Source organism: Sulfitobacter mediterraneus, from assembly GCF_003054325.1.
Taxonomy (GTDB): domain Bacteria; phylum Pseudomonadota; class Alphaproteobacteria; order Rhodobacterales; family Rhodobacteraceae; genus Sulfitobacter; species Sulfitobacter mediterraneus.
This window is the reverse complement of the sequence record NZ_QBKU01000008.1, coordinates 58,016-80,120: the sequence shown is the minus strand read 5'-3', so window position 1 is coordinate 80,120 and position 22,105 is coordinate 58,016. Positions and strand designations below refer to the sequence as shown.

Sequence of the window (22,105 nt, the reverse complement as noted above, 5' to 3'; positions counted from 1 at the left end):
TCGCCAGGCAGACAGCTCAAATCTGCTGCTACAACAGGGTTATATCGGAGGCCATTTGACGGCCGTCGCGGCCTTCGGATAGTTCGAAACTGACCTTCTGATCGTCAGCAAGGCCAGTCAGGCCAGAGCGTTCGACCGCTGAGATATGTACAAAAACGTCATTGCCGCCACCTTCTGGTGCGATAAATCCGTAACCTTTGGTGGTGTTAAACCATTTCACGGTGCCATTCGGCATAATATCCGCGCCTCCTTTAGTCTTTCATAGGCCTGCCGAAACAGGATAGGGCCTATGCCAAACCATTCCGGCGCGCCCTACAGTAGAAAGGATTGCGCAATCGGGAGAAAAATCAAGTAAATCGCGAAAAATTTTGTTCAAATTTCACAGAGAGCGCCAAAAGAAGAGAGAAAATGATGCAAATATATGGCCTGAAGAACTGCGATACATGCCGAAAGGCGATGAAGGCATTGCCCGAAGCTACACTTGTTGATGTACGTGTTGATGGCGTTCCTGATGCGGTGTTGTCTGCGGCCCATCAGAAATTTGGTGCGGCGCTTTTGAACACGCGTTCCACGACTTGGAGAGGGCTGAGCGAGGAAGAGCGTCAAGGCGATCCGTTGACGTTGATCAAAACCCATCCGGCCCTGATGAAGCGGCCATTGATTGTTGTGGATAACGCACTTTTCCTGTCTTGGAACAAAGAGATAGAGCAGGAAGTTCAAGCATTGAGTTAGGGGGGGCGGCTGGCGCGACACAGACGCGCCAGCGTTGTCTAAAACGTCAGATGCTGCCGCGCTTCAAGGCCCGGTCGAAGGACAAAGGCCCCGCGCCTTTGACGACCAGAACCAACAACAAAAGCACCCACAAGGCCCTCTGGTCCATGATGACCGCGTCTGGAAAACGGTCGAACCATGCGCCTAATACGCCGCCCTGACCGTGGCCATAGATGTCGGTGAGCGATTGCACCGCGATAAAGCCGATCATTCCGAGGGCTGCAAGGCGGGTGAGCAAGCCAACGACAATCAATGCAGGCAAAATGAACTCCGCCCATGTTCCTGCCAGCACGATCAACCGGTGGAAAAGTCCAAGTGCGTCCGTGTCATAGCCGGCCTCTTCGAGAACGCGCGGGAAGATTTGGGCGTAGGCCCCTACGGAAGGTGTCCACAGACCAGACACCCCATCTCCGATTTTGGTGAGGCCGGAGTTGAGGAAATAGACCAGCAGGACAGCTGCAAAAAGGAACCTTGCGAGGGTTGGAAGCAGCCAATTGGCCTGTTCAAGTTTGGAAAAGACTGCGTCATGCAGAGAGATAAGAGGTTTCATATCAGTTCCTTACGGGGTTTCTTTAAAGGCCTGGGATGTGAGGGCCGTTGTAAGAGCGGCGGTGAGATCAAAATCAGGCATCTGTGCTAAGGTGAGGTCATGCGCCGCACCAAAAGTCTGGCCTTGGGCCATGGCCTCCAGCCAAATCGCCGCCCCCGAGGGCAGCAACCATGGCTGTGGATCAAATTCTGGCCGAGTGATCAGGATATCCTGTGCAACAGCCTGCGGTTTGGGAGCGCCATCTTCATTATTGAACCGCCAGATGTCGTAGAGAGGCCATTCAGATCGCAATATCAGGCTGGATGGAGCAAGCTGAATTTGCATTTCCGACAACGCATCAGGGGCCATGGTTTGCAGTCCGCTTGGGTCAAAGGCTGGGGCATCTGCGGCGTGATATGAGCGGCGTAGCGCCTGATCAAGCCGCGCAGCGTCAGCCAAGTATCCAATATGCGCAAGGGGTGCGAAGTTCTTTATAAATACTGGAAAATCAATGCCATAGTGCATCATGAGTGGTGACTTGGGGGGGTGGTTTCGAACGAAAAGCGGCGCAAGATTGTCGAAATTCTGTGGACCAATCAGCTTGCGGACCAATGGGAATGCAGTTGAGAGCGCCTCACAAAGCGAGGTGGTGACATTGTTGCGATAGACGTCATATCTGCGGCCCGCCGGTTGGCTTTTGCCGTCGATCAGGCCGTCTGGGACCGCCAGTGCCGGGTCCAGCAAGCCTGCGCGAAATTGTTCTGCTTTGGTCATCCTGCAAGGGCCATCGCGGCGCGTTTGGCTTCGTCCCTGAGGGTGGGCCAAGGCGGAATATCGTTGTCCCACTCCACCAAAACCGGTTTCGGTCCGGTTTGTGCAAGTGCGTAGGTCAGCAAAGACCAAACCGGATCAACTACGGGCTTGGCGTGGCTGTCAATTAACAGAGGCGCGCCAAAATCATCCTCGTCTTCGTCATGGCCGCCCACATGGATCTCGCCAACACAGTCGGTAGGATAGGCATCAATATAGGATTGCGGGCTGAGATCCAGATTTGTGGATGAAATGAAGACATTATTCACATCCAGCAAGAGACCGCAGGCGGTCTTGTGGGTAACTTCTGATAAAAAGTCTGCTTCTGAAAAGGTGGACTCGACAAAAGCCAGATAGCTGGACGGGTTTTCGAGCAGCATTTGACGGCCCAATGTGTCCTGTACCTGATTGATATGGTCGCTCACGAGGGTCAGTGTTTCTGCTGTATAGGGCAGGGGTAGCAGATCATTCATGAATTCCGCGCCATGAGTGGACCAAGCAAGATGTTCTGAGAAGCTGGCGGGTTTGATGCGGTCGCACAGGCGTTTGAGCCGATTTAGATGTGCCTTATCAAGCGGTTGCTGGCCGCCGATGGACAGGCCTACGCCATGAATGGAGATCGCAAAGGTTTCTGACAAAGCCTGCAACTGGGCCAAGGGGCGTCCGCCGTCACCCATGTAGTTTTCGGCATGAACCTCAACCCATTCAACAGCGCCGGGATCATCCAGAAGCTCTTGAAAATGTTGGGGTTTGTATCCGATTCCGGCTGCATTTGGCAGCTGGTCAAATCGGGGCCGCGTGTCGAGCATGATGCGCCCTCCGGTGGAGCAAAGGTGTTCCGGGCCGCCGCAGGGGCCGCCCGGAACAAATGTCTTATGCAGGCAGGTCGCGGTCGAGTGCTTCGAGCGAGCCTTTGCGCGCGGAACCGTCTGCCATGGCGGGCAGGTCAATGCTGTCGCATGTGCCGGCGTCGACCAAGGTCCAGGCGTTGCCCTGATAATCGGTGACGGATGTACCCGCGCATGTTGTGCCTGGACCTGCGGCACAGTCGTTTTCACCGGCCAGAGAGACACCATAGCATTTCTCTTTTGAGGCCGCCTCAGCTGTGGTGGTTTGGGCGGTCATTGCTGCGGCAACGGCGCCTGCAAGCGCGACGGATTTGAGTGTGTTGGACATGTAAAAACTTCCTTTAGTGGTCAAATCAACGGGTGATGGGAATAGTAAAGCATTCAACCCAAGCTAACACCACTCACGAGGGAGTGTGTCACGATCCTGTCAGGATTTGCCGGAAAATTCGGGGGATTTGTTGCGATTTTGGCGTTTGGCCCGTGTGAAATGTTACAGGCCCACAAAAAACGGGGCCGCGCAAACGGCCCCGTGTGAGGAATGTTACAAAGGCTTCGATCAGCGCAGATCGGGCGGCGTGGCCTCAACGCCAAGCGCCGCAGCGACATCGGCCAATGCCTGCACCGAAGTCTGTTTTTCGCCCAAACGGCGTACAGATACGGTCTTTTCCTCAACCTCACGGCCACCCACGGCAAGGATCACTGGCACCTTGCCAACCGAATGTTCACGAACCTTGTAGTTGATCTTTTCGTTGCGCATGTCGGCCTCGGCCCGCACACCGGCGGCCTTGAGAGTCTCAACAACTTCAACCACATAATCGTCAGCCTCGGATGTGATCGAGGCCACAACAACCTGACGCGGGGCCAGCCAGAAGGGCAGTTTGCCGGCGTGTTCTTCGATCAGGATGCCGATGAACCGCTCAAAGCTGCCCAATGTCGCGCGGTGAAGCATCACGGGGTGATGCTTTGCGCCATCTGCACCGACATAGGTCGCGTCAAGCCGTTCGGGCAGGACAAAATCCACCTGATGGGTGCCGCATTGCCAATCACGGCCAATGGCGTCGGTCAGGACAAACTCCAGCTTCGGGCCATAAAATGCGCCTTCGCCGGGGTTCAGTTCCGGTTCGATCCCGGCGGCGCGGGTTGCAGACAAAAGCGCCTCTTCGGCTTTGTCCCAAACCTCGTCCGAGCCAGAGCGTGTTTCAGGACGGTCCGAGAATTTCACGCTGAAGTTCTCAAAGCCCAGATCTTTGTAGATATTGCTGAGGAAGGTGATGAATTCGGCGGTTTCCGCCTCAATCTGGTCCTCACGGCAGAAAATATGCCCGTCGTCCTGGGTAAAGCCGCGCACGCGCATGATGCCATGCAAAGCGCCCGATGGCTCATACCGGTTGCACGAGCCAAATTCCGCCATCCGCAGCGGCAGATCGCGATAGGATTTCAGACCTTGGTTAAAGATCTGTACGTGGCAGGGGCAGTTCATCGGCTTGAGCGCGTTGACGGCTTTCTCGCGGGCATGCTCTTCGTCCACTTCGACGATAAACATGTTTTCTTGATATTTTTCCCAGTGGCCCGAGGCTTCCCACAACTTGCGGTCTACAACCTGCGGGGTGTTGACCTCCACGTAGCCGCCCTTGCGTTGCTGGCGGCGCATGTAGTCTTGCAACTCGGTGTAGATTTGCCAGCCATTGGCGTGCCAGAACACCTGTCCGGGGGCCTCTTCCTGCATGTGGAACAGATCCATCTCGCGGCCCAACTTGCGGTGGTCGCGTTTGGCGGCTTCTTCGAGCATGTTCAGATGCGCACGCAGCTTTTCCTTGCCGGTGAAGGCCACGCCGTAGATCCGTTGCAGCATGGCGCGGTCGCTGTCGCCCCGCCAATAGGCGCCAGCGATGGACATCAGTTTGAAGGCATCGCCCGGCACTTGGCCGGTGTGTTGCAAATGCGGGCCGCGGCACAGATCCTGCCAGTCGCCATGCCAGTACATGCGCAGCGGCTCATCACCGGGGATCGCGTCGATCAGTTCAACCTTATAGGGCTCGCCATTGTCCTCGTAATGCTTGATCGCGCGGGCGCGGTCCCAAACTTCGGTGCGCACGGGGTCACGCTTGTTGATGATTTCCTTCATCTTTTTCTCGATGAGGCCAAGATCTTCGGGGGTAAACGGGTCTTTGCGGTCAAAGTCGTAGTACCAGCCGTCCTTGATCACCGGACCGATGGTCACTTTGGTGTCTGGCCAGATTTCTTGCACGGCGCGGGCCATAATATGTGCCAGATCGTGACGGACCAGTTCGTTGGCTTGGTCTTCGTCGGCCATGGTGTGGATGGCGATATCGGCGTCTGTTTCAATCGGCCATGCCAGATCAAAATGCGCACCGTTCACGGTGGCGCTGATCGCCTTTTTGCCAAGGGATTTGGAGATATCGGCCGCGACTTCGCCCGCAGTGATACCTGCGTCGTAGCTGCGTGCATTGCCATCGGGAAGGGTGAGAGAGATTTGAGCCATCAGGGGCGCTCCTCGTCAGTTTGGCGCCCACGAGACGCCCGGTTGCGGGTTATGTGTGGGCGCTGTTTGGCGTGGCAGGCTGGTAAGGTCAAGTGCTGGGTTAACGTTGCGCTGGATAGCGGACAGAAAGCCACAGATGCAGCTGGGCGATGGATTGCATCCCATGGGGCGAACAGGTCTAGTTGGCCATGCAAGACTGTCGCAGCGCCGGCAATTCCCAGACGGCAGAGGAGAACAAGATGATCGAAGTGGAATGGCAAAATCTCAAGGCGCAGGATCTGCGCCGTTTGGCCGATGAAAATGCGGTGGTGATCCTGCCCGTGGCCTCCATCGAACAGCATGGCCCACATCTGCCTACGATGACTGACACGCGGCTCGGCCATGAAGTGGCAATTCGCGCGGCCCGCAAGGCCAGTGACACCCGTCCGGTGGTTGTCACCCCCGTGGTCTGGTCGGGGCTGTCAGAGCATCACATGCCTTTTGGCGGAACACTCACCATCAGCCATGCAACGTTTCGCGCCTTGGTTAAGGATTTGATTGTGTCGATCACCCGGCACGGATTTCGCGATATCCTGATCTCCAACTCTCACGGCGGCAATATCATTGCCATGCATCAGATCTGTGACGAACTGGCACCGGTTGTGGACGCAACATTGGTTGCCACTACCTATCCGGCTGAGGCGGCAGAAGAATTGCGCGGTATTCTTGAGGATCAGGACGGTATGCAACACGCCTGCGAGGCGGAAACCGCGATGATGATGGCGCTAGAGGGGGATCTGGTGGACAGCAGCGATCTGGCAGCATTGGCCAGCAAAGCCGTTGATGGGCCAAGCTTTCTCAGGGCGGGCAAGGCGTCCTATCGTTGGCGGCCCTTCACCCATTTGACGGGCAATGGCGTGGCTGGCAATCCGGCGCGGGCCACTGCCTATAAGGGTGAGCGGCTGATCGAAGTGAGCGCGGATGCCCTTGCGGCGATGATCACTGATCCAGACACATGGGCGGCGCCCGAAGATCTGCGTGCCGATGGCGCTGGCGGTGTGGCATTCCGGCCCGGCACTTGAGGATGCGGGGCGTTGCCCTAGCTGGTTGAGCCTCACATGCCAGCCAAAACGGACCGCCCATGACCCATCCGACCAGCCAGCAGACCTTTGCCGCGATCACCGGGGCAGAAGGCGCCGTGCAAGACATTGATCAAGCCGAGGCCCGCAATGGGCTGCGGCATGTGATGTCTTTGTCGATGACCAAGGTTGCGGATGGGCTGATTGACCCAAAGCTGGTGTTGGCGTGGCTTCTCACGGCACTCGGCGCACCTGCGGTCTATGCCGGTGCGCTTGTCCCGATCCGGGAGGCCGGGGCGCTGTTGCCGCAAATGCCGCTGGCGGCTTGGGTGCAGGGTATGGCACGGCGCAAATGGGCCTGGGTGATTGGCAGCGCCGGGCAGGGGATCGCGGCCGGTTTGATCGTGCTGGCCGCATTGTTTCTCGAAGGCACCGCGGCGGGCATTGCCATCTGTGCGGCACTTGCCGCGCTGGCGTTGTGCCGCGCGGCCTGTTCGGTGTCCTACAAGGATATTCTGGGGAAAACTGTCGCCAAAACCCGGCGCGGGGCGGTGACCGGGCTTGCCGGATCTTTCGCCTCAGTCGCGGTGTTGGTTTTTGCGGGGCTCCTGTTGTCGGGGCTTGCGCAAAACCGCGCGGCGATCATCTTGGCCATCGCGCTGGCGGCGGGCCTTTGGCTGGCCGCGGCGCTGTTATTTTCAAGCCTTGAAGAAGCGCCAAGCGAGGCGACCGCTGCACGATCAGCCGGATTTGCAGTGTTGCGGGACAACGCCGATCTGCGCCGGTTTGTTTTGGTGCGGGGGCTTTTGGTCTCGACCGCGTTGGCGCCGCCCTATTTGGTGATCCTTGCTGGACAATCACAGGGCAGCGGCCTTGGACGGCTTGGCGCATTGGTTCTGGCCTCGGCGCTGGCCTCCTTGATCAGTTCTTATGTCTGGGGCCGTTTGTCTGACAGGTCCAGCCGCAAGGTTCTGATGCTGGCAGGCGGCACGGGCGCGGCTGCAATGTGTGCCGCCGTGGGCCTGTGGCTTGCCGGGTTGGCGACAGCATTCTGGGCGATGCCGGTTGTGCTTTTTGTGTTGATGATTGCCTATCACGGGGTGCGGCAGGGGCGCTCCACCTATTTGGTCGACCTCGCACCCGCAGATCAAAGGGCGGCCTTTGCCGCAGTGAGCAATACGGTGATCGGCGGTCTGTTGTTATTGGCCGGGGTGATCGGCGGCGGCGCGGCGATGATCGGACCGCAGGCGACCTTGGTGGTTTTTGCGGCCATGGCCGTGGCTGCGGCAGCTGTGGCAAAAGGGCTGCCTGAGGTCGAATAGCCACGGTGCCTGCGTCAAATGATCCACAGGTATGGATTGACTACGACGTATCAGGCTATATTTACGACATAGGGGCCGTGCAACGCAGCCCCGACCTTTCCTTGGGGGATGAGCAGAATGGCAAGCTATAATCGCAACTTTGACCTGTCGGTTAGTGACGTTGAATTGATCGAAGAGGCGCTGCGGGCGCGGGGCCGTGAGCTGAGCAAGATGCGGCTGGCGTTGGGCAATCAGGATCCGGCGGATATAGAATCGATCCGGGTGATCGAAGCTGATCAACGCGCAGGCGAAGAACTGTTGGGCCGCATGCACGATCAAAAGGTTTTTTATCGCCCCAAGACAGCCACCTATATCGGCGGCTGAACCAATGTTCTGAGGTGGTTGCCCTCCGCCCCGGTGCGGCGCATGATGGCGCAAAACACCGGGGACGCAGATGGGCGACACTTCTTTTTTGATCACCAGACAGGGCCGCAAATTGGCCTATCACCTGACCCAAGGGCGCGGCCCCTGTGTGGTATTTCTGGGCGGTCTCAAATCCGACATGATGGGCACCAAGGCGGTGTTTCTTGAAGAATGGGCGCAGGCGCAGGGCCGCGCCTTTTTGCGTTTTGACTACTCCGGTCATGGCGAATCTTCGGGAAGTTTCACGGATGGCTGCATCGGGGATTGGGCCGAAGACACGGCAGAGGTGGTGGCCGAGTTGACCGAAGGGCCAATCTTGCCCGTGGGGTCTTCCATGGGCGGCTGGCAGGCGCTTTTGCTGGCGCGTGCCATGCCAAAGCGTTTGGCAGGTTTGGTGACCATCGCCGCCGCGCCGGATTTCACCGAAGACGGCTATTGGGCCAATTTCACCGACGCGCAGAAACAACAATTGGCGGAGACCGGGCAGGTCGAACTGCCGTCCGATTATATGGAACCTTACATCATCACGGGCCGGATGATTGAGGACGGGCGCAAGCAATTGGTGTTGCGCGATGATCTGGATCTGCCGTTTCCGGTACGGTTCCTTCAAGGCACGGCTGACACCGCTGTCAGTGTCGAAACGGCGGTGCGGCTGCTTGAACATGCCACAGGGCCGGATATGCAGCTGAAACTGGTCAAGGACGCCGACCACCGGTTTTCGGACGGGCCGTGCCTTGATCTTATTCTTGGTGCCATTGAAGAGGTTTTGGCGGCAAATATTTGAAAAGGAATAAGTAAATTGGATCAACGTATTTCCCTGATCACTCTGGGCGCCAAAGACCCCACCGCATTGGCGGCGTTTTATGATGCCCTCGGATGGTCGCGTGAGGACAGCCCCGATGGGGTCATTGCCTATGATCTGATTGGTCAGACCTTGGGAATTTACCCGCTGGAAAAACTTGCCGATGACATTGGTCTGCTGCCCGAAGAATTGGGGCGCGGCGCATCAACCTTTTCCTACAACGTGCCGAACAAGGAAGACGTCGCACCACTTTTGGCCGCGGCAGAGGCTGCGGGCGGGCGTATCTTGAAACCGGCACATGATATTTTCTGGGGCGGTCACATCGGATACTTTGCCGACCCCGAAGGGCACATCTGGGAGGTCGCGCATAACCCGTTCTCTGCGCTGGGGCCAAAGGGCGAATTTCGCTGGAACGGATACGGCTGATGCGCAAACCGGCCAGCATGTGGAGCCTTGAGACCTTTGGCCGGGTGCGCCTGTCCAAATATTTCTACATGCGGGATTTTATGTATTCGGAAATCTCGGGGTTTCACGGGGTGCCGAATGTGCCGGAAAACCCCGACCTGGTGATTGAGAATGGCAAAGCGTTTTGCAGGTCTCTCCTTGACCCGTTGGAACAGACCTTTGGCCGGGTGGCTGTGCGGTCGGGCTATCGGTCGCCGGACTTGAACCGGTACGGCAATGAAAACCGGCTGAATTGCGCCCGCAACGACAACCCGCTGGAGTGCCATATCTGGGATCGCGGTGTTGGCGATGCGGCCATTGCCGGTGCCTCGGTGGTGATCCCGTGGTTTGCGGACCGCTATGCCGATGGGCGCGACTGGCGTGATCTGGCGTGGTGGGTACATGACCATCTGCCCTATTCAGAGATGTGGTTCTTCCCCAAGCTGGCGGCGTTCAACCTTGTCTGGCGGCCCAAACCGCTGCGCACAATCTCGAGCTATATCGCGCCGCGTGGCACGCTTTTGCGGGCCGGAGACACGCCAAAGGTCACTTTGGCAGAGCGGCAAAAAGCCTATGCTGATTTTCCACCGTTCAAGGGCATTGCTTTGCCACTTTGACACGCGCCGCATTGCGGGACGGCCCGCGCGTGCTATAGCTAGGAAAACAGGCAGGCAGGGCAAAATGACCCAATATTCAAGTGATTGCATGGTGATCTATGGTTGAACCGTTGGTTCTGCTGCCGGGAATGATGTGCGATGCACGTTTGTTTGGCCCGCAGATCGCTGAATTGTCATCGGAAATGCCGATCATGGTCGCTCCGGTCACCCAAGGCGAACGGGTGGAGGAAATTGCCTCAAGCTTGCTTGAGATGCTCCCGCAACGGTTTGCCTTGCTGGGCAGCGACCTGGGGGCGGTTGTTGCGATGGAAATCCTGCGCCGCGCCGAAAACCGTGTCTCGCGGATTGCGCTCATGGGGGCCAATCCGTTGGCGGAAACGCCGGTGATGGCGGCCAATCGCGAGCCCGAGATCGTGAAGGCACGGTCTGGTCGCATGGCCGAAGTGATGAGCACCGCGCTGTCGCCTGATCATCTGGCTCCGGGTCCACAGCGGATGGAAGTGATGGCATTGGTGGCGGATATGGCCGAGGTGCTGGGTGCGGATGTGTTCATTCGGCAATCGCGTGCAATGCAGCGGCGGCGGGATCAACAGGCGGTCTTGCGCAAATGCAAAGTGCCTGCGCTGGTGCTCTGCGGGGTGCATGATGCGTTGTGCCCGGTCAAACGGCACAGTTTTATGGCGGAGCTGATCCCGTCGGCCAAGCTGACGGTGTTAGAAAACTCCGGCCATTATCCGATGTTGGAACAGCCGATGGAAACCACCGCGGCGCTGCGCGAATGGATGGGGCTGCCGGTGATCCTGCGCTGAGGTGACGCTAGTCAATTAGGTTTGTGCGGGTTTCTTGAGGCAGAACCTTTACGGGGGCCGTAGGCATTCGGGTTTTGATATCAAAAAAGGGCGTGTTTTTCCAACGGCCGGTCAGCCGAGCGATCAAACCGCGCCGTAGAACGCCCCCAAACAATGCCATTTTTCCCTGATGTTGGCGGGTGCCATCGGGCTGAGGGACAAAGGCTTGCGCTTTCACCGGACCGATGGCGGTGGCGTCTGCCAAGCGCCGGATGATGAGTGCGGCCAATGGTATCTTGGGGCTGCGAAGTGTGGTGAATAGCGCCGCGTTGCAGCATGACGCCTGCCAGCGCAGGATGTTTTTGGGTCCAAAAGAGAACACCGCCAGCCGATCTTGCCCTTGCTGAAAGCTGATTTTGTCCGGTGTTGTCTGAAACAGCGTCACGCCTTGATCGCCGGGATCAGGATCGCCTGTGTGGATCATCGCCGCCCGGCACGAGCTGCAAAAACAGCGGACGTGAGTTCCGGTGTTGGGACGAGCATCATGCAGAGTGCCTTTCACCTGACCGCATCGGCAGGAGAAAGGCAGATCGGTCAATGGATCAGGCCGCCTTGGTTTTCTTGGCGGGCTTTGCGGCTGGTTTGCCTTCGTTGGCGTCGATGAAGTTCAACACCAATGGCCGGATGTTATTGCGCCAGCTTTTGCCTGCAAAGATGCCGTAGTGGCCCGCGCCTTCTTCGACGTGGTTGGCTTTTTTGCTGTCTGGCAGGCCGGTCAACAGGTCCAGCGCGGCAACACATTGCCCGGGTGCGGAAATGTCATCCTCGGACCCTTCAACGGTTTTCACAGCGACGGTGGTGATTTTGCCAATGTCGACCTTCTTGCCTGCAACGGTGAAGTTGTTGCTGGCAATCTCGCCGGCTTTGAAGATCCGCTCAACCGTAGAAAGATAGAACTCTGCGGTCATGTCCATCACGGCGAGGTATTCGTCGTAGAACTTGTTGTGCTTGTCGTGCTCATGCGCCTCGTCGCGCATCACCCGCGAAATCTGGTTTTTGAAGGCGTCCATATGGGTCTCGCCGTTCATCGAGATGAACGAGGCCAGTTGTAGCAAGCCGGGGTAAACCATCCGGCCTACACCTTTGTATTTAAACCCAACCCGCTGGATCATCGATTCCTCAAGCTGGCCCATCGTGACCCGGCGGCCAAAGTCGGTCACGTCCGTTGCAGCGGCATTGGGGTCGATCGGCCCGCCGATCAACGTCAACGAACGCGGCTGTGCATCGGGGTCTTCTTCGGCCAGATAGGCGGTTGCTGCCAATGCCAAGGGGGCAGGCTGGCACACGGCGATCACATGGGTTTCCGGGCCCAGCTCGCGCAGGTAGTCGACCAGATACAATGTGTAATCTTCGATATCGAACTTGCCGGCGCTGACAGGAATGTCACGCGCGTTGTGCCAATCTGTAATGTAGACGTCACAATCAGGCAGCAAGCTGATCACGGTGGAGCGCAGCAAAGTGGCGTAGTGGCCAGACATCGGTGCGACCAGCAGAACGCGGCGCTTTTTGTCAGTGCGGCCCTGAACGCGGAAGTGGATGAGATCGCCAAAGTCGCCCTCAACCACAGTTTCGGTTGTCACCAGCCGGTCTTGGCCATTGACGCCAACAAAGGGAGGAATGTTCCAATCGGGTTTCATGACCATGCGCGAGAACGTACGTTCCGTCACTTCGCCCCAGGCGGCCATCCATTCAAGCGTAGGGTTTGGAAACATCGAAAAAGCAGGGTAGGATGCCATAGCAAGTGCAGAGGCGCCGAGCCATTGATTGGTGTTCCGAAAGGTTTCCATCAGGTCGTAAGTAGCCATGTAACGCATGAAGGGTGTCCTCGTTGTAAGCCCGGTGCCAGTTATTTTGTCACAGTCCTCAAAGCGAGGCGTGATGTTATGCTGCAGGTGCGAAGATAGGAGCAAAAGGTTAAGATGACAACTGAAACCACGGAAGAGGGCACGCCAACTGAGGCTTCGTTGTCGCGGATGGCCGAGAATTTAAAGAAAGTTGAGGAGCTGACGGGGCGTTTGACCGAGGTCATGACCCATCGCAAAACCCATCAACAATCTCTCGATGGCCCGAATCAAGAGCTTTTTTCCAAGGCTGCGCAGTCATATATGGCCGAAGCGGTGCAAAACCCAGCCAAACTGATGGAACATCAGATGGGCTATTGGGCCAAGACCGTGACCCACTTCATGGAGGCGCAACAGGCGCTGGCGAAGGGCTCATTTGTCGCACCTGAAGACAAGACAGGAAGCGACCGGCGCTTTGCCAATCCGCTGTGGGAGACACATCCTTACTTCAATTTCGTCAAACAACAGTACCTGATCAATTCCGAAGCTTTGTCGCAGGCCGTCGAAGATATGAGCGACATGGAGCCGCGCGAGAAACAGCGGCTGTCCTATTTCAGCCGCCAGATCATCGACATGATGAGCCCGACCAATTTTTTGGCGACCAACCCAGACGCATTGGAACGCGCGGTCGAGACCGAGGGTGAGAGCCTGATCAAGGGCCTGGAAAACCTGATCTCGGATCTGGAGGCCAATGACGGGGAACTGATCGTGCGCCTTGCAGATGAAAAGGCGTTTGAGTTGGGCCGAAACATTGCGACCACGCCGGGCAAGGTTGTGTTCCGCAACAAGATGTTTGAGTTGATCCAATACACCCCCAGCACCGAAGAGGTCCATGCCACGCCGCTGGTCGTGTTCCCGCCATGGATCAACAAATTCTATATTCTGGACCTCAAGGCGCAGAACTCATTGGTGAAATGGGTCGTCGATCAAGGCTACACGCTGTTTATGGTGTCTTGGGTCAACCCCGATGCGGCCTACCGCGATATCGGCATGGAAGATTATGTCGAGGATGGCTATCTGGCCGCGATTGCCGAGGCCAAGAAGATCTCCGGGCAAAAACAGGTCAATGCCGTTGGTTACTGTATTGCAGGCACCACGTTGTCTTTGACGATGTCTCTCCTGAAACAGCGCGGTGATACTTCGATCAAGTCTGCGACTTTCTTTACTGCGCTGACCGATTTTTCCGATCAGGGCGAGTTTCAACCGTTTCTGACGGATGATTTTATTGACGGGATCGAGGCCGAGACAGCGGACAAAGGTGTGCTGCCCTCTGTGATCATGGCGCGGACGTTTTCGTTCCTGCGGTCCAATGATCTGGTCTACGGGCCAGCGGTCAAAAGCTATATGATGGGGGAAACGCCACCCGCCTTTGATCTGCTCTATTGGAACGGGGATGGCGCAAATCTGCCGGCCAAGATGGCGATGCAATATCTGCGGGGTTTGTGCCAGCGCAATGAGCTGGCCGATGGTGGCTTTGATCTGATGGGTCACCATCTGGAGCTTGGCGATATTGACGTGCCGCTGTGCGCAATTGCCTGCGAGACCGATCATATCGCGCCGTGGAAAGACAGCTATCGCGGCGTGCAAAAGATGGGGTCGGACAACAAGACCTTTATCATGACGCAGTCCGGACACATCGCCGGGATCGTAAACCCGCCATCCAAAAAGAAGTATGGTCACTATACCAATGATGATCTGGGTCTGGATCATACCGATTGGCTTGAAGGCGCGAAATTCCATGAGGGATCTTGGTGGCCCCGTTGGGAAAAGTGGCTGAAAAAGCGGTCGGGCAAGATGATTCCCGCCCGTTTTCCCGGTGATGACGGGCATGTCATTGTCTCAGACGCGCCCGGTGAATACGTCGCGAAAAAGGCAAAGCTTTGATTTCGATGAATCTTTTGAGTTGCATCTGAATTTATGCTGCAGTGCAGAAAAAATACTTGAAATGCCGCGCTGCAGCATCTATATCCTTTAGCAGACGCAGAAAGGCGGGGCATCCGCCAAGCACAAACCAGAGCTTAAGGATACTTGAAATGACTAAGACACCAGACATGACCGCAATGTTCAAAGACGTAATGGGTTCTTTCCCAGTGGATACAGCCGCGATGGAAGACGCATTCAAAACATCTGCGACACTGAATGAAAAACTGTCCGGCGTTGCCCTGACAGCTGTTGAGAAATCCTCCGAGATTTCCAGCAAGTGGACAAAAGACACACTGGCAAAAATGGCCGATATGTCCAAAGCCAAAGCAGAGCCAGCCGACTACGCAAAAGCCATGACCGATTTCGCGTCTGCTTCTGCTGAAACAGCGGCCGAGCACATGGCAGCCTTCGCCGAGATCGCCAAGAAAGTCCAGATGGACACAGTTGAGCTGATGATGGCCGCCGGCAAAGACATGCAGGAAGACGCCACAGCAGCCGTTAAAAAAGCGTCCAACGACGTTCAGGCCGCGGCGAAAAAAGCAACAGCGAAGTAAGACGGACTAGACCTCACATCACTTCCTCCCCATAGGGTGTGAGGGCAGGGCGGGCTCATTGAGCCCGCCCTTTCTTTTTGTGCAGCACTCCCATAAGCTGCAATGCAGCACGTAAACGGGGAGGACCAACCGTGGCGGATAAACCCAAGCCATTGCTTATCAAGCGCTATGCGTCTCGGCGGCTTTATAATACCGAAACCAGCGACTATGTGACGCTTGAAGATATTGCGGGATTTATCCGTGATGGGCGCGAGGTGCAGATCGTCGATTTGAAGTCGGGCGATGACCTGACGCGGCAGTATCTGCTTCAAATCATTGCAGAACACGAAAGCCGGGGCGAATCTGTTTTGCCGGTAGAGGTGCTCAATGATCTGGTGCGCAGCTATATGTCCGGCGATGTGTCGGTGGTGCCGCAGTTCTTGCAGACGTCTTTTGATATGCTGCGCGACGGGCAGGCGCGGGTGATGGAAAATATGTCGTCGATGAACCCGATGGCAAAAATGCCCGGCCTCGAAGTTATGCAAGCGCAGCAGCAGGCTTTTATGAAAGCCATGACCGGTGGTTGGGGTGGCAGCACCGCGCCGGATGCGGCACCGGCGGCCAAGGCGGATGCACCGGATCAGGGTGAAGATCTGGATGCGATCAAAAAGCAGCTGGCCGAACTTCAGGACAAATTGTCAAAGTTGAAGTGATCCAAAGGTCGCGCGGCGGTGCCGCGCGGCTTGATTTTTGGAATATGCCTTGATCTGAGCCCGCCTTTTCACCGGCGGCGCAGTCTGCGGCTGCGGGATTGAGTTTTTCTTGCCAAATGAAGCAGGGGTCAGGCGGCCGCCTCTTGGGTTGCGAGATCCAGCGCCTTGAGCAGCACCGCACAGACCGCATCCAGTTGATCCAAGCTTAGTTGCACGGGCAGGCGGACGTCACAGGCGCGCATCAGCATGTCGCGGGTTTGCGGCAGGTCGGGCAGATCGGGGATGAACTGCCAGTTCCAGAACGCGCGGGCATTGTCGTCTGACATGCCGAAGACCTGAACCTTGACGCCCATATCGGCGGCGGTTTGGGCGAACCGCGCAACTTCATTGTCTGTCATTCCGGTGAGATTAAACTGAATGGAATCGGGCGCCCGTGTTTCGGGGGGCAGTGGCGCGGGCACTTCGATCTGGGGCGCGCGGGACAGGTGTTCGGCGACATGATCGTGGTTGCGCAGACCATTTGCGGTGCGGCGGGGCAATTCGGCCAGCTGCGGGCGGATGACGGTCGCGGCGAGGTTCGACATGCGCAGATTGTAGAGCGGCAGTTTGTTTTGCCAGCGGGCAAAGCTGGATTGCAGCGCGGTGTGTTTCTTCCAATTGTGTTCATAAGCACCGGACATGATGATGGCCTGCGCGACCAGATCTGCATCATCGGTGATCAGGATGCCGCCTTCGCCTGCGTTGATCATTTTGTAAGACTGGAAGGAAAAGCAGCCGATTTTGCCCAAAGTGCCGATTTTCTGACCGTTCCAGAGCGTGCCAAGGGAATGTGCGGCGTCTTCGATCACGGGGATATCCGCAGCAGCGCACAGGCGCAGGATGGCATCCATATCCGATGTGTGACCGCGCATGTGGCTGATGATCACCGCCTGAACGGAGGGCAGTTTTTCGGCAAAGTCATTGATGTTGATACGGTAATTATTCGCGACCTCGCATAGCACCGGGCGGCACCCCGCGTGCAGCACTGCGGAGGGGACGGCAGCGAAGGTAAAGCTGGGGATCAAGACGCGGGCCTGTGCAGGCAGGTTCAGTGCCTTAAGCGACAAAAACAGCGCCGCAGAGCAGGAGGAGACTGCAAGTGCGTAGGCGCTGCCCATCATCCGGGCAAATTCCTGTTCCAACAGGGTGACCGGCGCGTCCGAAGCGGCGGTATAGCGGAACAGGTCGCCGTTTTGCAAAATCCGGTTCAGATCGTCTTGAGCGGCTGTTGGGATGGCTTCGGCTTGGTGCAGGTCGGGCAATGGCATATTTCAAGAATCCGAATTGTTGTTTTCGAATTTGTAAAACAAATGCTAGAACAGACCAAGAGCCAAGCAATAGTGGCGGTGTGAAACTCTTGTAACGGGTTGCTCAGATGCCCAGCCGGTCGCGCAGGGAATACCAGCTCATCGCGAGGACCAGTAGCGGGTTGCGCAGGGCCGCGCCACCGGGGAAGGGGCGGGTCGGGATCGCGGCCATTGTGTCAAAACCGTCGCTGTCCCCTTGAACCGCGCGGGCCATCAATGCGCCGGCGTGGGTTGCGGTGCCGACGCCGTGGCCGGAATAGCCAGAGGCAGAGAGAATGTTCGAGGCCACACGCGCCACATAGGGCAGGCGTTTCATGGTGATACCAAGTGTGCCGCCCCAAGCGTAGTCGATGGGGACGTCCTTGAGATGTGGAAATATCTCGGTCATGGGTTTGCGGACTTTGGCGGCGATATCGGTGGGGAAACGGTAGCCGTAGCTTTCGCCGCCGCCAAACAGCAATCTGCCATCGTGGGACAGACGGAAATAGTTGACCACAAAGCGGCTGTCGGCCACGGCGACATCGCGGGGCAGCACGTCTTTGATGCCCTCCCCCAAGGGGGCAGTCGCGGCGATGAAATTGTTGATCGGCATCACCCGCGCCGCCACTTTGCGGTTCAGCCCGCCAAGATAGCCGTTGCAGGCAAGGATCACGTGGTCGGCCTCGATCCGGCCCGCGTCGGTTTGCACGGTGGTTTTGGAACCTTCGCTGATGTGGTGGGCGGGGCTGGTTTCAAAGATACGCACACCCGCAGCGGCGGCGGCCTTGGCCAGACCCAGCGCATAATTGAGGGGGTGCAGATGCGCCGCGCCCATGTCGAGCACGCCGCCCACGTAGTCCGGTGAAGGGCAGACCGATTGCAGTGCCGCGTGGTCCAGTGTTTCGATCTGGTCATAGCCATAGCGGGTTTGCAGATGGTCGGCATAGGCGTGCAGATGGTTCAGATCGCCCTTGTCTGAAGCAGTCCAGGCCACGCCGGGTTTAAGGTGACAGTCGATATTATGCTCTTTGATCAGGGACTTGACCAACTTCTTTGCCTCTTCGCCCATCTGCCACAGGGTGGCGGCGTTCGGATCGCCCAGCATCTTTTCCAGCGCATCTTGCTCGACCCGCTGTCCGCTGCCCAATTGCCCGCCATTGCGTCCCGATGCGCCAAAGCCGACACGCTGCGCGTCGATCAAGATCACGTCGCGACCGGCCTCCGCCAGATGTAGCGCCGCTGAAAGGCCAGTATAGCCGCCGCCGACCACACAAACGTCGGCCCTTTGCGCCCCTTTCAGAGTTGGGAAACGGTCTATTGGCGTGGCGGTTGCGGCGTACCAGCTGTCTGGATACTGGCCGCGCCGGTCATTGGCATAAAGCAGGTTCACTTGGGTCACCTCTTGGTGGTCCGGGGATCAGACGTTCATCAACAAATGTTCACGTTCCCACGGGGAGATCACCTGCAAAAACTCGTCATATTCGGCGCGTTTCACGATCGAATAGACGCGGGCAAATTCGGTGCCGAGAACGCTGTGTAGGGCCGATGCCTCATCAAACAAATCAAGGGCAGAGCCGAGAACCTGAGGGATATCGCCGTCGCCGTCATAGGCGTCGCCTTTGAATTCCTCGGCAGGGGTTTTGCCCTCGGTCAGTCCCAGATACCCGCAGGCCAGCGATGCGGCGATGCCCAGATAGGGGTTGCAGTCCATACCAGCGAGGCGGTTTTCGACGCGCCGCGCGGCAGGGCCGGAAAGCGGTACACGGATGCCCGTGGTGCGGTTGTCGCGGCCCCATTCGAGGTTGATCGGTGCGGCGTGGTCTTTGACATAGCGGCGGTAGCTGTTCACGTAGGGCGCAATCACCGCAAGCGCGTCTGGCATGTGGTTTTGCAGGCCGGCAATGAAATGCATGAAAGCAGGGGTTTCAGTGCCGTCTTCAGCAGAGAAGATGTTTTTGCCGGTTTTGCTGTCCAATACCGAATGGTGGATATGCATGGCCGATCCCGGCTCATCCTCGATGGGTTTGGCCATAAAGGTGGCATAACAATCGTGGCGCAGGGCCGCCTCGCGGATCAGCCGTTTAAAGTAAAACACCTCGTCGGCCAGTTTGACCGGATCACCGTGCAGCAGGTTGATCTCAAGCTGGCCTGCGCCGCCTTCCTGGGTGATGCCGTCGATCTCAAACCCCTGCGCCTCGGCGAAATCGTAGATGTCGTCGATGACGGGGCCAAATTCATCCACGGCAGTCATGGAATAGGCCTGCCGCGCGGCGGCGGGGCGGCCAGAGCGGCCGATCATCGGCTCAATCTCGTGGGCGGGGTCCAGGTTGCGGGCGACCAGAAAAAACTCCATCTCGGGGGCCACGACCGGCTCCCAGCCTTTGTCGCGGTAAAGCTGCACCACCCGTTTGAGGACGTTGCGCGGCGAGAAAGGCACCGGCTGATCGTCGCGGTCATAGGCGTCGTGGATCACTTGCAGCGTCCAGTCCCCGGTCCAGGGGGCGGCGGTTGCGGTGTCCATGTCGGGTTTAAGGATCATGTCCTTTTCGATGAACCCTTCATCGCCTGCGGCCTCGCCCCAATTGCCGGTGATGGTTTGGTAAAAGATGCTGTCGGGCAGATGAAAGTAATCCTGCCGGGCAAATTTGCTGGCCGGAACCGCCTTGCCGCGGGCGATGCCGGGCAGGTCGGGGATGACACATTCCACTTCGTCAAGACGCCGGCCCGTGAGGTAGTCCTGTGCGGGTTTTGGCAGGTTTTGGGTCCAGTCGGCCATTAGGCCCTCTCTTTCAGCTTTGTCTTGAAGAATGTTGCTATTTGATTGGCGATGTCCTGATTGTGTAGAGGGGCGCCCAGTTCTTTTGCGGCGGCGGCCAGTTGGTCATCCGGGACAACGCCTTTGCCGCGTGTTTTGATCAGCCCGTCAATGAAGGCATGACCAAATTCGGGGTGCGGTTGGATGGTCCAGATCCGGTCATCGTAGACCAGCGCCGCGTTCTTGCAAAAATCAGTGGAGCCGATCACCTTTGCGCCTTCGGGCAGGGCAGTGACTTGATCCTGATGCCACGCATTGAGCGCCAGTTTGCGCCCGTCGATGTCATATTCGGTGCGGCCAACGGACCAGCCGCCATCAAATTTCTCGACAGTGCCGCCAAGCGCTTGGGCAATGACCTGATGACCAAAGCAGATGCCAACCATCGGGCGATGCGCGGCATAGCTATTGCGGATGAACTCTTCGAGCGGTGGTATCCAGTCGTGATCCTCATAGGCGCCGTGTTTTGATCCGGTGATCAGCCAGCCATCTGCCTGATCCATGCGATCGGGGAACACACCGTCCACCACAGACCAGACTTCGAAATCAAACCCGTGGCCGTCCAGCAGCTTGGGAAACATTTCGCCGTAGTTGCCCAACTCGTCCTTAAGCTCATCGGGGGAATGACCGGTTTGGAGAATGCCAATCTTCATGTTCTTGCCTTACACGGTATCGAGGTAAATTTCGACCTGCTCTTGCGGGGTCAGCTCGGCCATATAATGGACCTCCTGCCGTTTGGTCAGCACGAAGTTGCGGATCAGCTCGGGCGCAAAGATCCGCGCGACGGCAGGGTCTTTTTCAAACATATCAATCGCCGAGGGCCAATCGCCGGGAATTTGCGGCAGATCGGCGGCATAGGCGTTGCCGGTGATCGGGGCAGGTGGCTCAATCCCGTCTTCGATCCCGTTGATCGCGGCGCCAAGAACGGCGGCCAACATCAGATAGGGGTTCACATCGCCGCCCGACACGCGGTGTTCAATCCGGCGGGCCTTGTGACTGCCCGATGGGATACGGATGGATGAGGTGCGGTTTTCATAGGCCCAGCTGACGCCGGTGGGCGCGTGACTGCCCGGCACCATCCGGTCAAAGCTGTTGGCATGGGGCGCAAAAACCAGCGCGGAGCCGGGCATCGCCTGCAAACAGCCCGCAACCGCGTGGCGCATTGTATCGGTGCCCTCTTCGCCGCCATTGTCAAAGACGTTGTTGCCGTCCTGATCCAGCACGGAAAAGTGGGTGTGCAAGCCGGAGCCGGGATAATCCTCATAGGGTTTGGCCATGAACGAGGCTGCAAACCCATGGCGGCGGGCCAGTCCCTTGACCAGCATTTTGAATAACCATGCATCATCCGCCGCCCGCAAGGCATCGTCGCAATGCATCAGGTTGATCTCAAACTGGCCCAAACCTGCCTCGCTGATCGCGGTGTCGGCGGGAATATCCATTTCCTCACAGGCGTCATAAAGATCGGTAAAGAAGGCATCGAACTGGTCCAATGCGCGGATCGACAGAGTTTCAGCCGCTTTGCGCCGCTTGCCAGAGCGTGGCGAGATCGGGATTTGCAGGTTGCGACCCGAATCGTCGATCAGGAAAAACTCAAGCTCGACCGCACAGACAGGCGTCAGGCCGCGCGCCTTGAACCGGTCCAGCACCGCGCGCAAGGCATGGCGCGGATCACCGCCATAGGGGCGGCCATCCTCATGGAACATCCAGATCGGCAGCAGGGCGGAGGGCGCATCGAGCCATGGCATCGGCATAAAGCCACGCTCGGTTGGTTTCAGAACGCCGTCGCGGTCGCCGGTTTCAAACACCAGCGGGCTGTCGTCGATGTCTTCGCCCCAGATATCAAGGCTAAGCACCGAGAAAGGAAAGCGGGTGCCGTCGGTTGTGACCTTATCGGCAAAGCGGGTGGGAATGCGTTTGCCGCGCGGCTGGCCATTGAGATCAGCGGCGGCCACACGGATTGTGCGGACTTGAGGATGTTTGCGGAGCCAATTGTTCATAACACAC

General features: G+C 57.7%; 24 protein-coding genes. 11 read left to right on the top strand and 13 right to left on the bottom strand.

Translation table 11 applies throughout. From position 1 onward, the window contains the following. Positions 1-28: 28 nt before the first annotated feature. A complete protein-coding gene (locus C8N31_RS13710; RefSeq protein WP_025047677.1) occupies positions 29-235 on the bottom strand; it encodes a cold-shock protein in 207 nt (68 codons plus the stop codon). Between the two features lie 176 nt (positions 236-411). Between C8N31_RS13710 and C8N31_RS13705 the strand changes: the two genes are divergently transcribed. Beyond that, entirely contained in the window at positions 412-732 is a 321-nt protein-coding gene (locus C8N31_RS13705; RefSeq protein ID WP_025047676.1) for an ArsC/Spx/MgsR family protein, read from the top strand. Positions 733-778: 46 nt separating this feature from the next. On the opposite strand, the gene C8N31_RS13700 is transcribed toward C8N31_RS13705, so the two are convergent. The 5 genes from C8N31_RS13700 to thrS form a co-directional block, all read right to left on the bottom strand. Next, positions 779-1,321: a DoxX family protein gene (locus C8N31_RS13700; RefSeq protein ID WP_025047675.1), complete on the bottom strand. Its 543-nt coding sequence runs from the start codon at positions 1,319-1,321 to the stop codon at positions 779-781. A 9-nt stretch (positions 1,322-1,330) separates the two neighbouring features. Further along, on the bottom strand, positions 1,331-2,074 hold the full coding sequence (locus C8N31_RS13695; protein WP_025047674.1) for an HvfC/BufC N-terminal domain-containing protein: 744 nt from the start codon (positions 2,072-2,074) through the stop codon (positions 1,331-1,333). Then, positions 2,071-2,919, bottom strand: a complete 849-nt coding sequence (gene bufB / locus C8N31_RS13690) for an MNIO family bufferin maturase (protein ID WP_025047673.1) — start codon at positions 2,917-2,919, stop codon at positions 2,071-2,073. Before bufB ends, C8N31_RS13695 begins: the two co-directional genes overlap by 4 nt. Positions 2,920-2,983: 64 nt before the next feature. Continuing rightward, positions 2,984-3,286, bottom strand: coding sequence for a BufA1 family periplasmic bufferin-type metallophore (locus C8N31_RS13685; RefSeq protein WP_025047672.1), 303 nt, complete (start codon positions 3,284-3,286; stop codon positions 2,984-2,986). 228 nt (positions 3,287-3,514) lie between these two features. Then, entirely contained in the window at positions 3,515-5,461 is a 1,947-nt protein-coding gene (thrS, locus tag C8N31_RS13680) for a threonine--tRNA ligase (protein WP_025047671.1), read from the bottom strand. A gap of 239 nt (positions 5,462-5,700) precedes the next feature. On the opposite strand from thrS, the gene C8N31_RS13675 reads away from it, so the two are divergent. From C8N31_RS13675 to C8N31_RS13645, 7 genes are all read left to right on the top strand, one after another. Further along, a complete protein-coding gene (locus C8N31_RS13675; RefSeq protein WP_025047670.1) occupies positions 5,701-6,522 on the top strand; it encodes a creatininase family protein in 822 nt (273 codons plus the stop codon). Positions 6,523-6,581: 59 nt separating this feature from the next. Further along, positions 6,582-7,841, top strand: a complete 1,260-nt coding sequence (locus C8N31_RS13670; protein WP_025047669.1) for an MFS transporter — start codon at positions 6,582-6,584, stop codon at positions 7,839-7,841. A gap of 117 nt (positions 7,842-7,958) precedes the next feature. After that, positions 7,959-8,204, top strand: coding sequence for a hypothetical protein (locus C8N31_RS13665; RefSeq protein WP_025047668.1), 246 nt, complete (start codon positions 7,959-7,961; stop codon positions 8,202-8,204). Between the two features lie 70 nt (positions 8,205-8,274). Next, entirely contained in the window at positions 8,275-9,027 is a 753-nt protein-coding gene (locus C8N31_RS13660; protein WP_025047667.1) for an alpha/beta hydrolase, read from the top strand. A gap of 15 nt (positions 9,028-9,042) precedes the next feature. Beyond that, entirely contained in the window at positions 9,043-9,471 is a 429-nt protein-coding gene (locus C8N31_RS13655) for a VOC family protein (protein WP_025047666.1), read from the top strand. A 17-nt stretch (positions 9,472-9,488) separates the two neighbouring features. Next, a complete protein-coding gene (locus tag C8N31_RS13650; RefSeq protein ID WP_025047665.1) occupies positions 9,489-10,106 on the top strand; it encodes a hypothetical protein in 618 nt (205 codons plus the stop codon). Between the two features lie 98 nt (positions 10,107-10,204). After that, positions 10,205-10,915 (top strand): alpha/beta fold hydrolase, encoded by a 711-nt coding sequence (locus C8N31_RS13645; RefSeq protein ID WP_025047664.1) that lies wholly within the window; start codon positions 10,205-10,207, stop codon positions 10,913-10,915. A gap of 7 nt (positions 10,916-10,922) precedes the next feature. Here the strand turns inward: C8N31_RS13645 and C8N31_RS13640 are convergent, their stop codons facing one another. Both C8N31_RS13640 and phaZ read right to left on the bottom strand, forming a co-directional pair. Further along, on the bottom strand, positions 10,923-11,492 hold the full coding sequence (locus C8N31_RS13640; RefSeq protein WP_025047663.1) for a DUF6151 family protein: 570 nt from the start codon (positions 11,490-11,492) through the stop codon (positions 10,923-10,925). A gap of 4 nt (positions 11,493-11,496) precedes the next feature. After that, the gene (gene phaZ / locus C8N31_RS13635) at positions 11,497-12,768 is read right to left on the bottom strand and encodes a polyhydroxyalkanoate depolymerase (RefSeq protein WP_025047662.1); all 1,272 of its coding nucleotides are present in this window, start codon (positions 12,766-12,768) and stop codon (positions 11,497-11,499) included. Between the two features lie 105 nt (positions 12,769-12,873). Here phaZ and C8N31_RS13630 point away from each other — a divergent pair, with 105 nt between their 5' ends. From C8N31_RS13630 to phaR, 3 genes are all read left to right on the top strand, one after another. After that, a complete protein-coding gene (locus C8N31_RS13630) occupies positions 12,874-14,679 on the top strand; it encodes a PHA/PHB synthase family protein (protein WP_025047661.1) in 1,806 nt (601 codons plus the stop codon). A gap of 149 nt (positions 14,680-14,828) precedes the next feature. Continuing rightward, a complete protein-coding gene (locus C8N31_RS13625; protein WP_025047660.1) occupies positions 14,829-15,272 on the top strand; it encodes a phasin family protein in 444 nt (147 codons plus the stop codon). A gap of 131 nt (positions 15,273-15,403) precedes the next feature. After that, positions 15,404-15,964 carry a polyhydroxyalkanoate synthesis repressor PhaR gene (gene phaR, locus C8N31_RS13620; RefSeq protein ID WP_025047659.1) on the top strand — a complete coding sequence of 187 codons (561 nt, stop codon included), beginning with the start codon at positions 15,404-15,406 and terminating at the stop codon, positions 15,962-15,964. Between the two features lie 128 nt (positions 15,965-16,092). Here the strand turns inward: phaR and C8N31_RS13615 are convergent, their stop codons facing one another. The 5 genes from C8N31_RS13615 to C8N31_RS13595 form a co-directional block, all read right to left on the bottom strand. Then, positions 16,093-17,271, bottom strand: coding sequence for a DegT/DnrJ/EryC1/StrS family aminotransferase (locus C8N31_RS13615; RefSeq protein WP_025047658.1), 1,179 nt, complete (start codon positions 17,269-17,271; stop codon positions 16,093-16,095). Positions 17,272-17,374: 103 nt separating this feature from the next. After that, positions 17,375-18,679: an NAD(P)/FAD-dependent oxidoreductase gene (locus C8N31_RS13610; protein ID WP_025047657.1), complete on the bottom strand. Its 1,305-nt coding sequence runs from the start codon at positions 18,677-18,679 to the stop codon at positions 17,375-17,377. 27 nt (positions 18,680-18,706) lie between these two features. Further along, entirely contained in the window at positions 18,707-20,065 is a 1,359-nt protein-coding gene (locus tag C8N31_RS13605; protein WP_025047656.1) for a glutamine synthetase family protein, read from the bottom strand. Further along, a complete protein-coding gene (locus C8N31_RS13600) occupies positions 20,065-20,754 on the bottom strand; it encodes a type 1 glutamine amidotransferase (RefSeq protein ID WP_025047655.1) in 690 nt (229 codons plus the stop codon). The genes C8N31_RS13605 and C8N31_RS13600 overlap by 1 nt, the downstream gene beginning before the upstream one ends. 9 nt (positions 20,755-20,763) lie before the next feature. Further along, a complete protein-coding gene (locus C8N31_RS13595) occupies positions 20,764-22,098 on the bottom strand; it encodes a glutamine synthetase family protein (protein WP_025047654.1) in 1,335 nt (444 codons plus the stop codon). Between the last annotated feature and the right edge of the window lie 7 nt (positions 22,099-22,105).

Excerpts from the sequence above, each read along its gene's own strand:
- C8N31_RS13710 (WP_025047677.1), bottom strand. The coding sequence starts at position 235 with ATGCCGAATGGCACCGTGAAATGGTTTAACACCACCAAAGGTTACGGA.
- C8N31_RS13705 (WP_025047676.1), top strand. The coding sequence starts at position 412 with ATGCAAATATATGGCCTGAAGAACTGCGATACATGCCGAAAGGCGATG.
- C8N31_RS13700 (WP_025047675.1), bottom strand. The coding sequence starts at position 1,321 with ATGAAACCTCTTATCTCTCTGCATGACGCAGTCTTTTCCAAACTTGAA.
- C8N31_RS13695 (WP_025047674.1), bottom strand. The coding sequence starts at position 2,074 with ATGACCAAAGCAGAACAATTTCGCGCAGGCTTGCTGGACCCGGCACTG.
- bufB (WP_025047673.1), bottom strand. The coding sequence starts at position 2,919 with ATGCTCGACACGCGGCCCCGATTTGACCAGCTGCCAAATGCAGCCGGA.
- C8N31_RS13685 (WP_025047672.1), bottom strand. The coding sequence starts at position 3,286 with ATGTCCAACACACTCAAATCCGTCGCGCTTGCAGGCGCCGTTGCCGCA.
- thrS (WP_025047671.1), bottom strand. The coding sequence starts at position 5,461 with ATGGCTCAAATCTCTCTCACCCTTCCCGATGGCAATGCACGCAGCTAC.
- C8N31_RS13675 (WP_025047670.1), top strand. The coding sequence starts at position 5,701 with ATGATCGAAGTGGAATGGCAAAATCTCAAGGCGCAGGATCTGCGCCGT.
- C8N31_RS13670 (WP_025047669.1), top strand. The coding sequence starts at position 6,582 with ATGACCCATCCGACCAGCCAGCAGACCTTTGCCGCGATCACCGGGGCA.
- C8N31_RS13665 (WP_025047668.1), top strand. The coding sequence starts at position 7,959 with ATGGCAAGCTATAATCGCAACTTTGACCTGTCGGTTAGTGACGTTGAA.
- C8N31_RS13660 (WP_025047667.1), top strand. The coding sequence starts at position 8,275 with ATGGGCGACACTTCTTTTTTGATCACCAGACAGGGCCGCAAATTGGCC.
- C8N31_RS13650 (WP_025047665.1), top strand. The coding sequence starts at position 9,489 with ATGTGGAGCCTTGAGACCTTTGGCCGGGTGCGCCTGTCCAAATATTTC.
- C8N31_RS13645 (WP_025047664.1), top strand. The coding sequence starts at position 10,205 with ATGGTTGAACCGTTGGTTCTGCTGCCGGGAATGATGTGCGATGCACGT.
- phaZ (WP_025047662.1), bottom strand. The coding sequence starts at position 12,768 with ATGCGTTACATGGCTACTTACGACCTGATGGAAACCTTTCGGAACACC.
- C8N31_RS13630 (WP_025047661.1), top strand. The coding sequence starts at position 12,874 with ATGACAACTGAAACCACGGAAGAGGGCACGCCAACTGAGGCTTCGTTG.
- C8N31_RS13625 (WP_025047660.1), top strand. The coding sequence starts at position 14,829 with ATGACTAAGACACCAGACATGACCGCAATGTTCAAAGACGTAATGGGT.
- C8N31_RS13615 (WP_025047658.1), bottom strand. The coding sequence starts at position 17,271 with ATGCCATTGCCCGACCTGCACCAAGCCGAAGCCATCCCAACAGCCGCT.
- C8N31_RS13605 (WP_025047656.1), bottom strand. The coding sequence starts at position 20,065 with ATGGCCGACTGGACCCAAAACCTGCCAAAACCCGCACAGGACTACCTC.
- C8N31_RS13600 (WP_025047655.1), bottom strand. The coding sequence starts at position 20,754 with ATGAAGATTGGCATTCTCCAAACCGGTCATTCCCCCGATGAGCTTAAG.
- C8N31_RS13595 (WP_025047654.1), bottom strand. The coding sequence starts at position 22,098 with ATGAACAATTGGCTCCGCAAACATCCTCAAGTCCGCACAATCCGTGTG.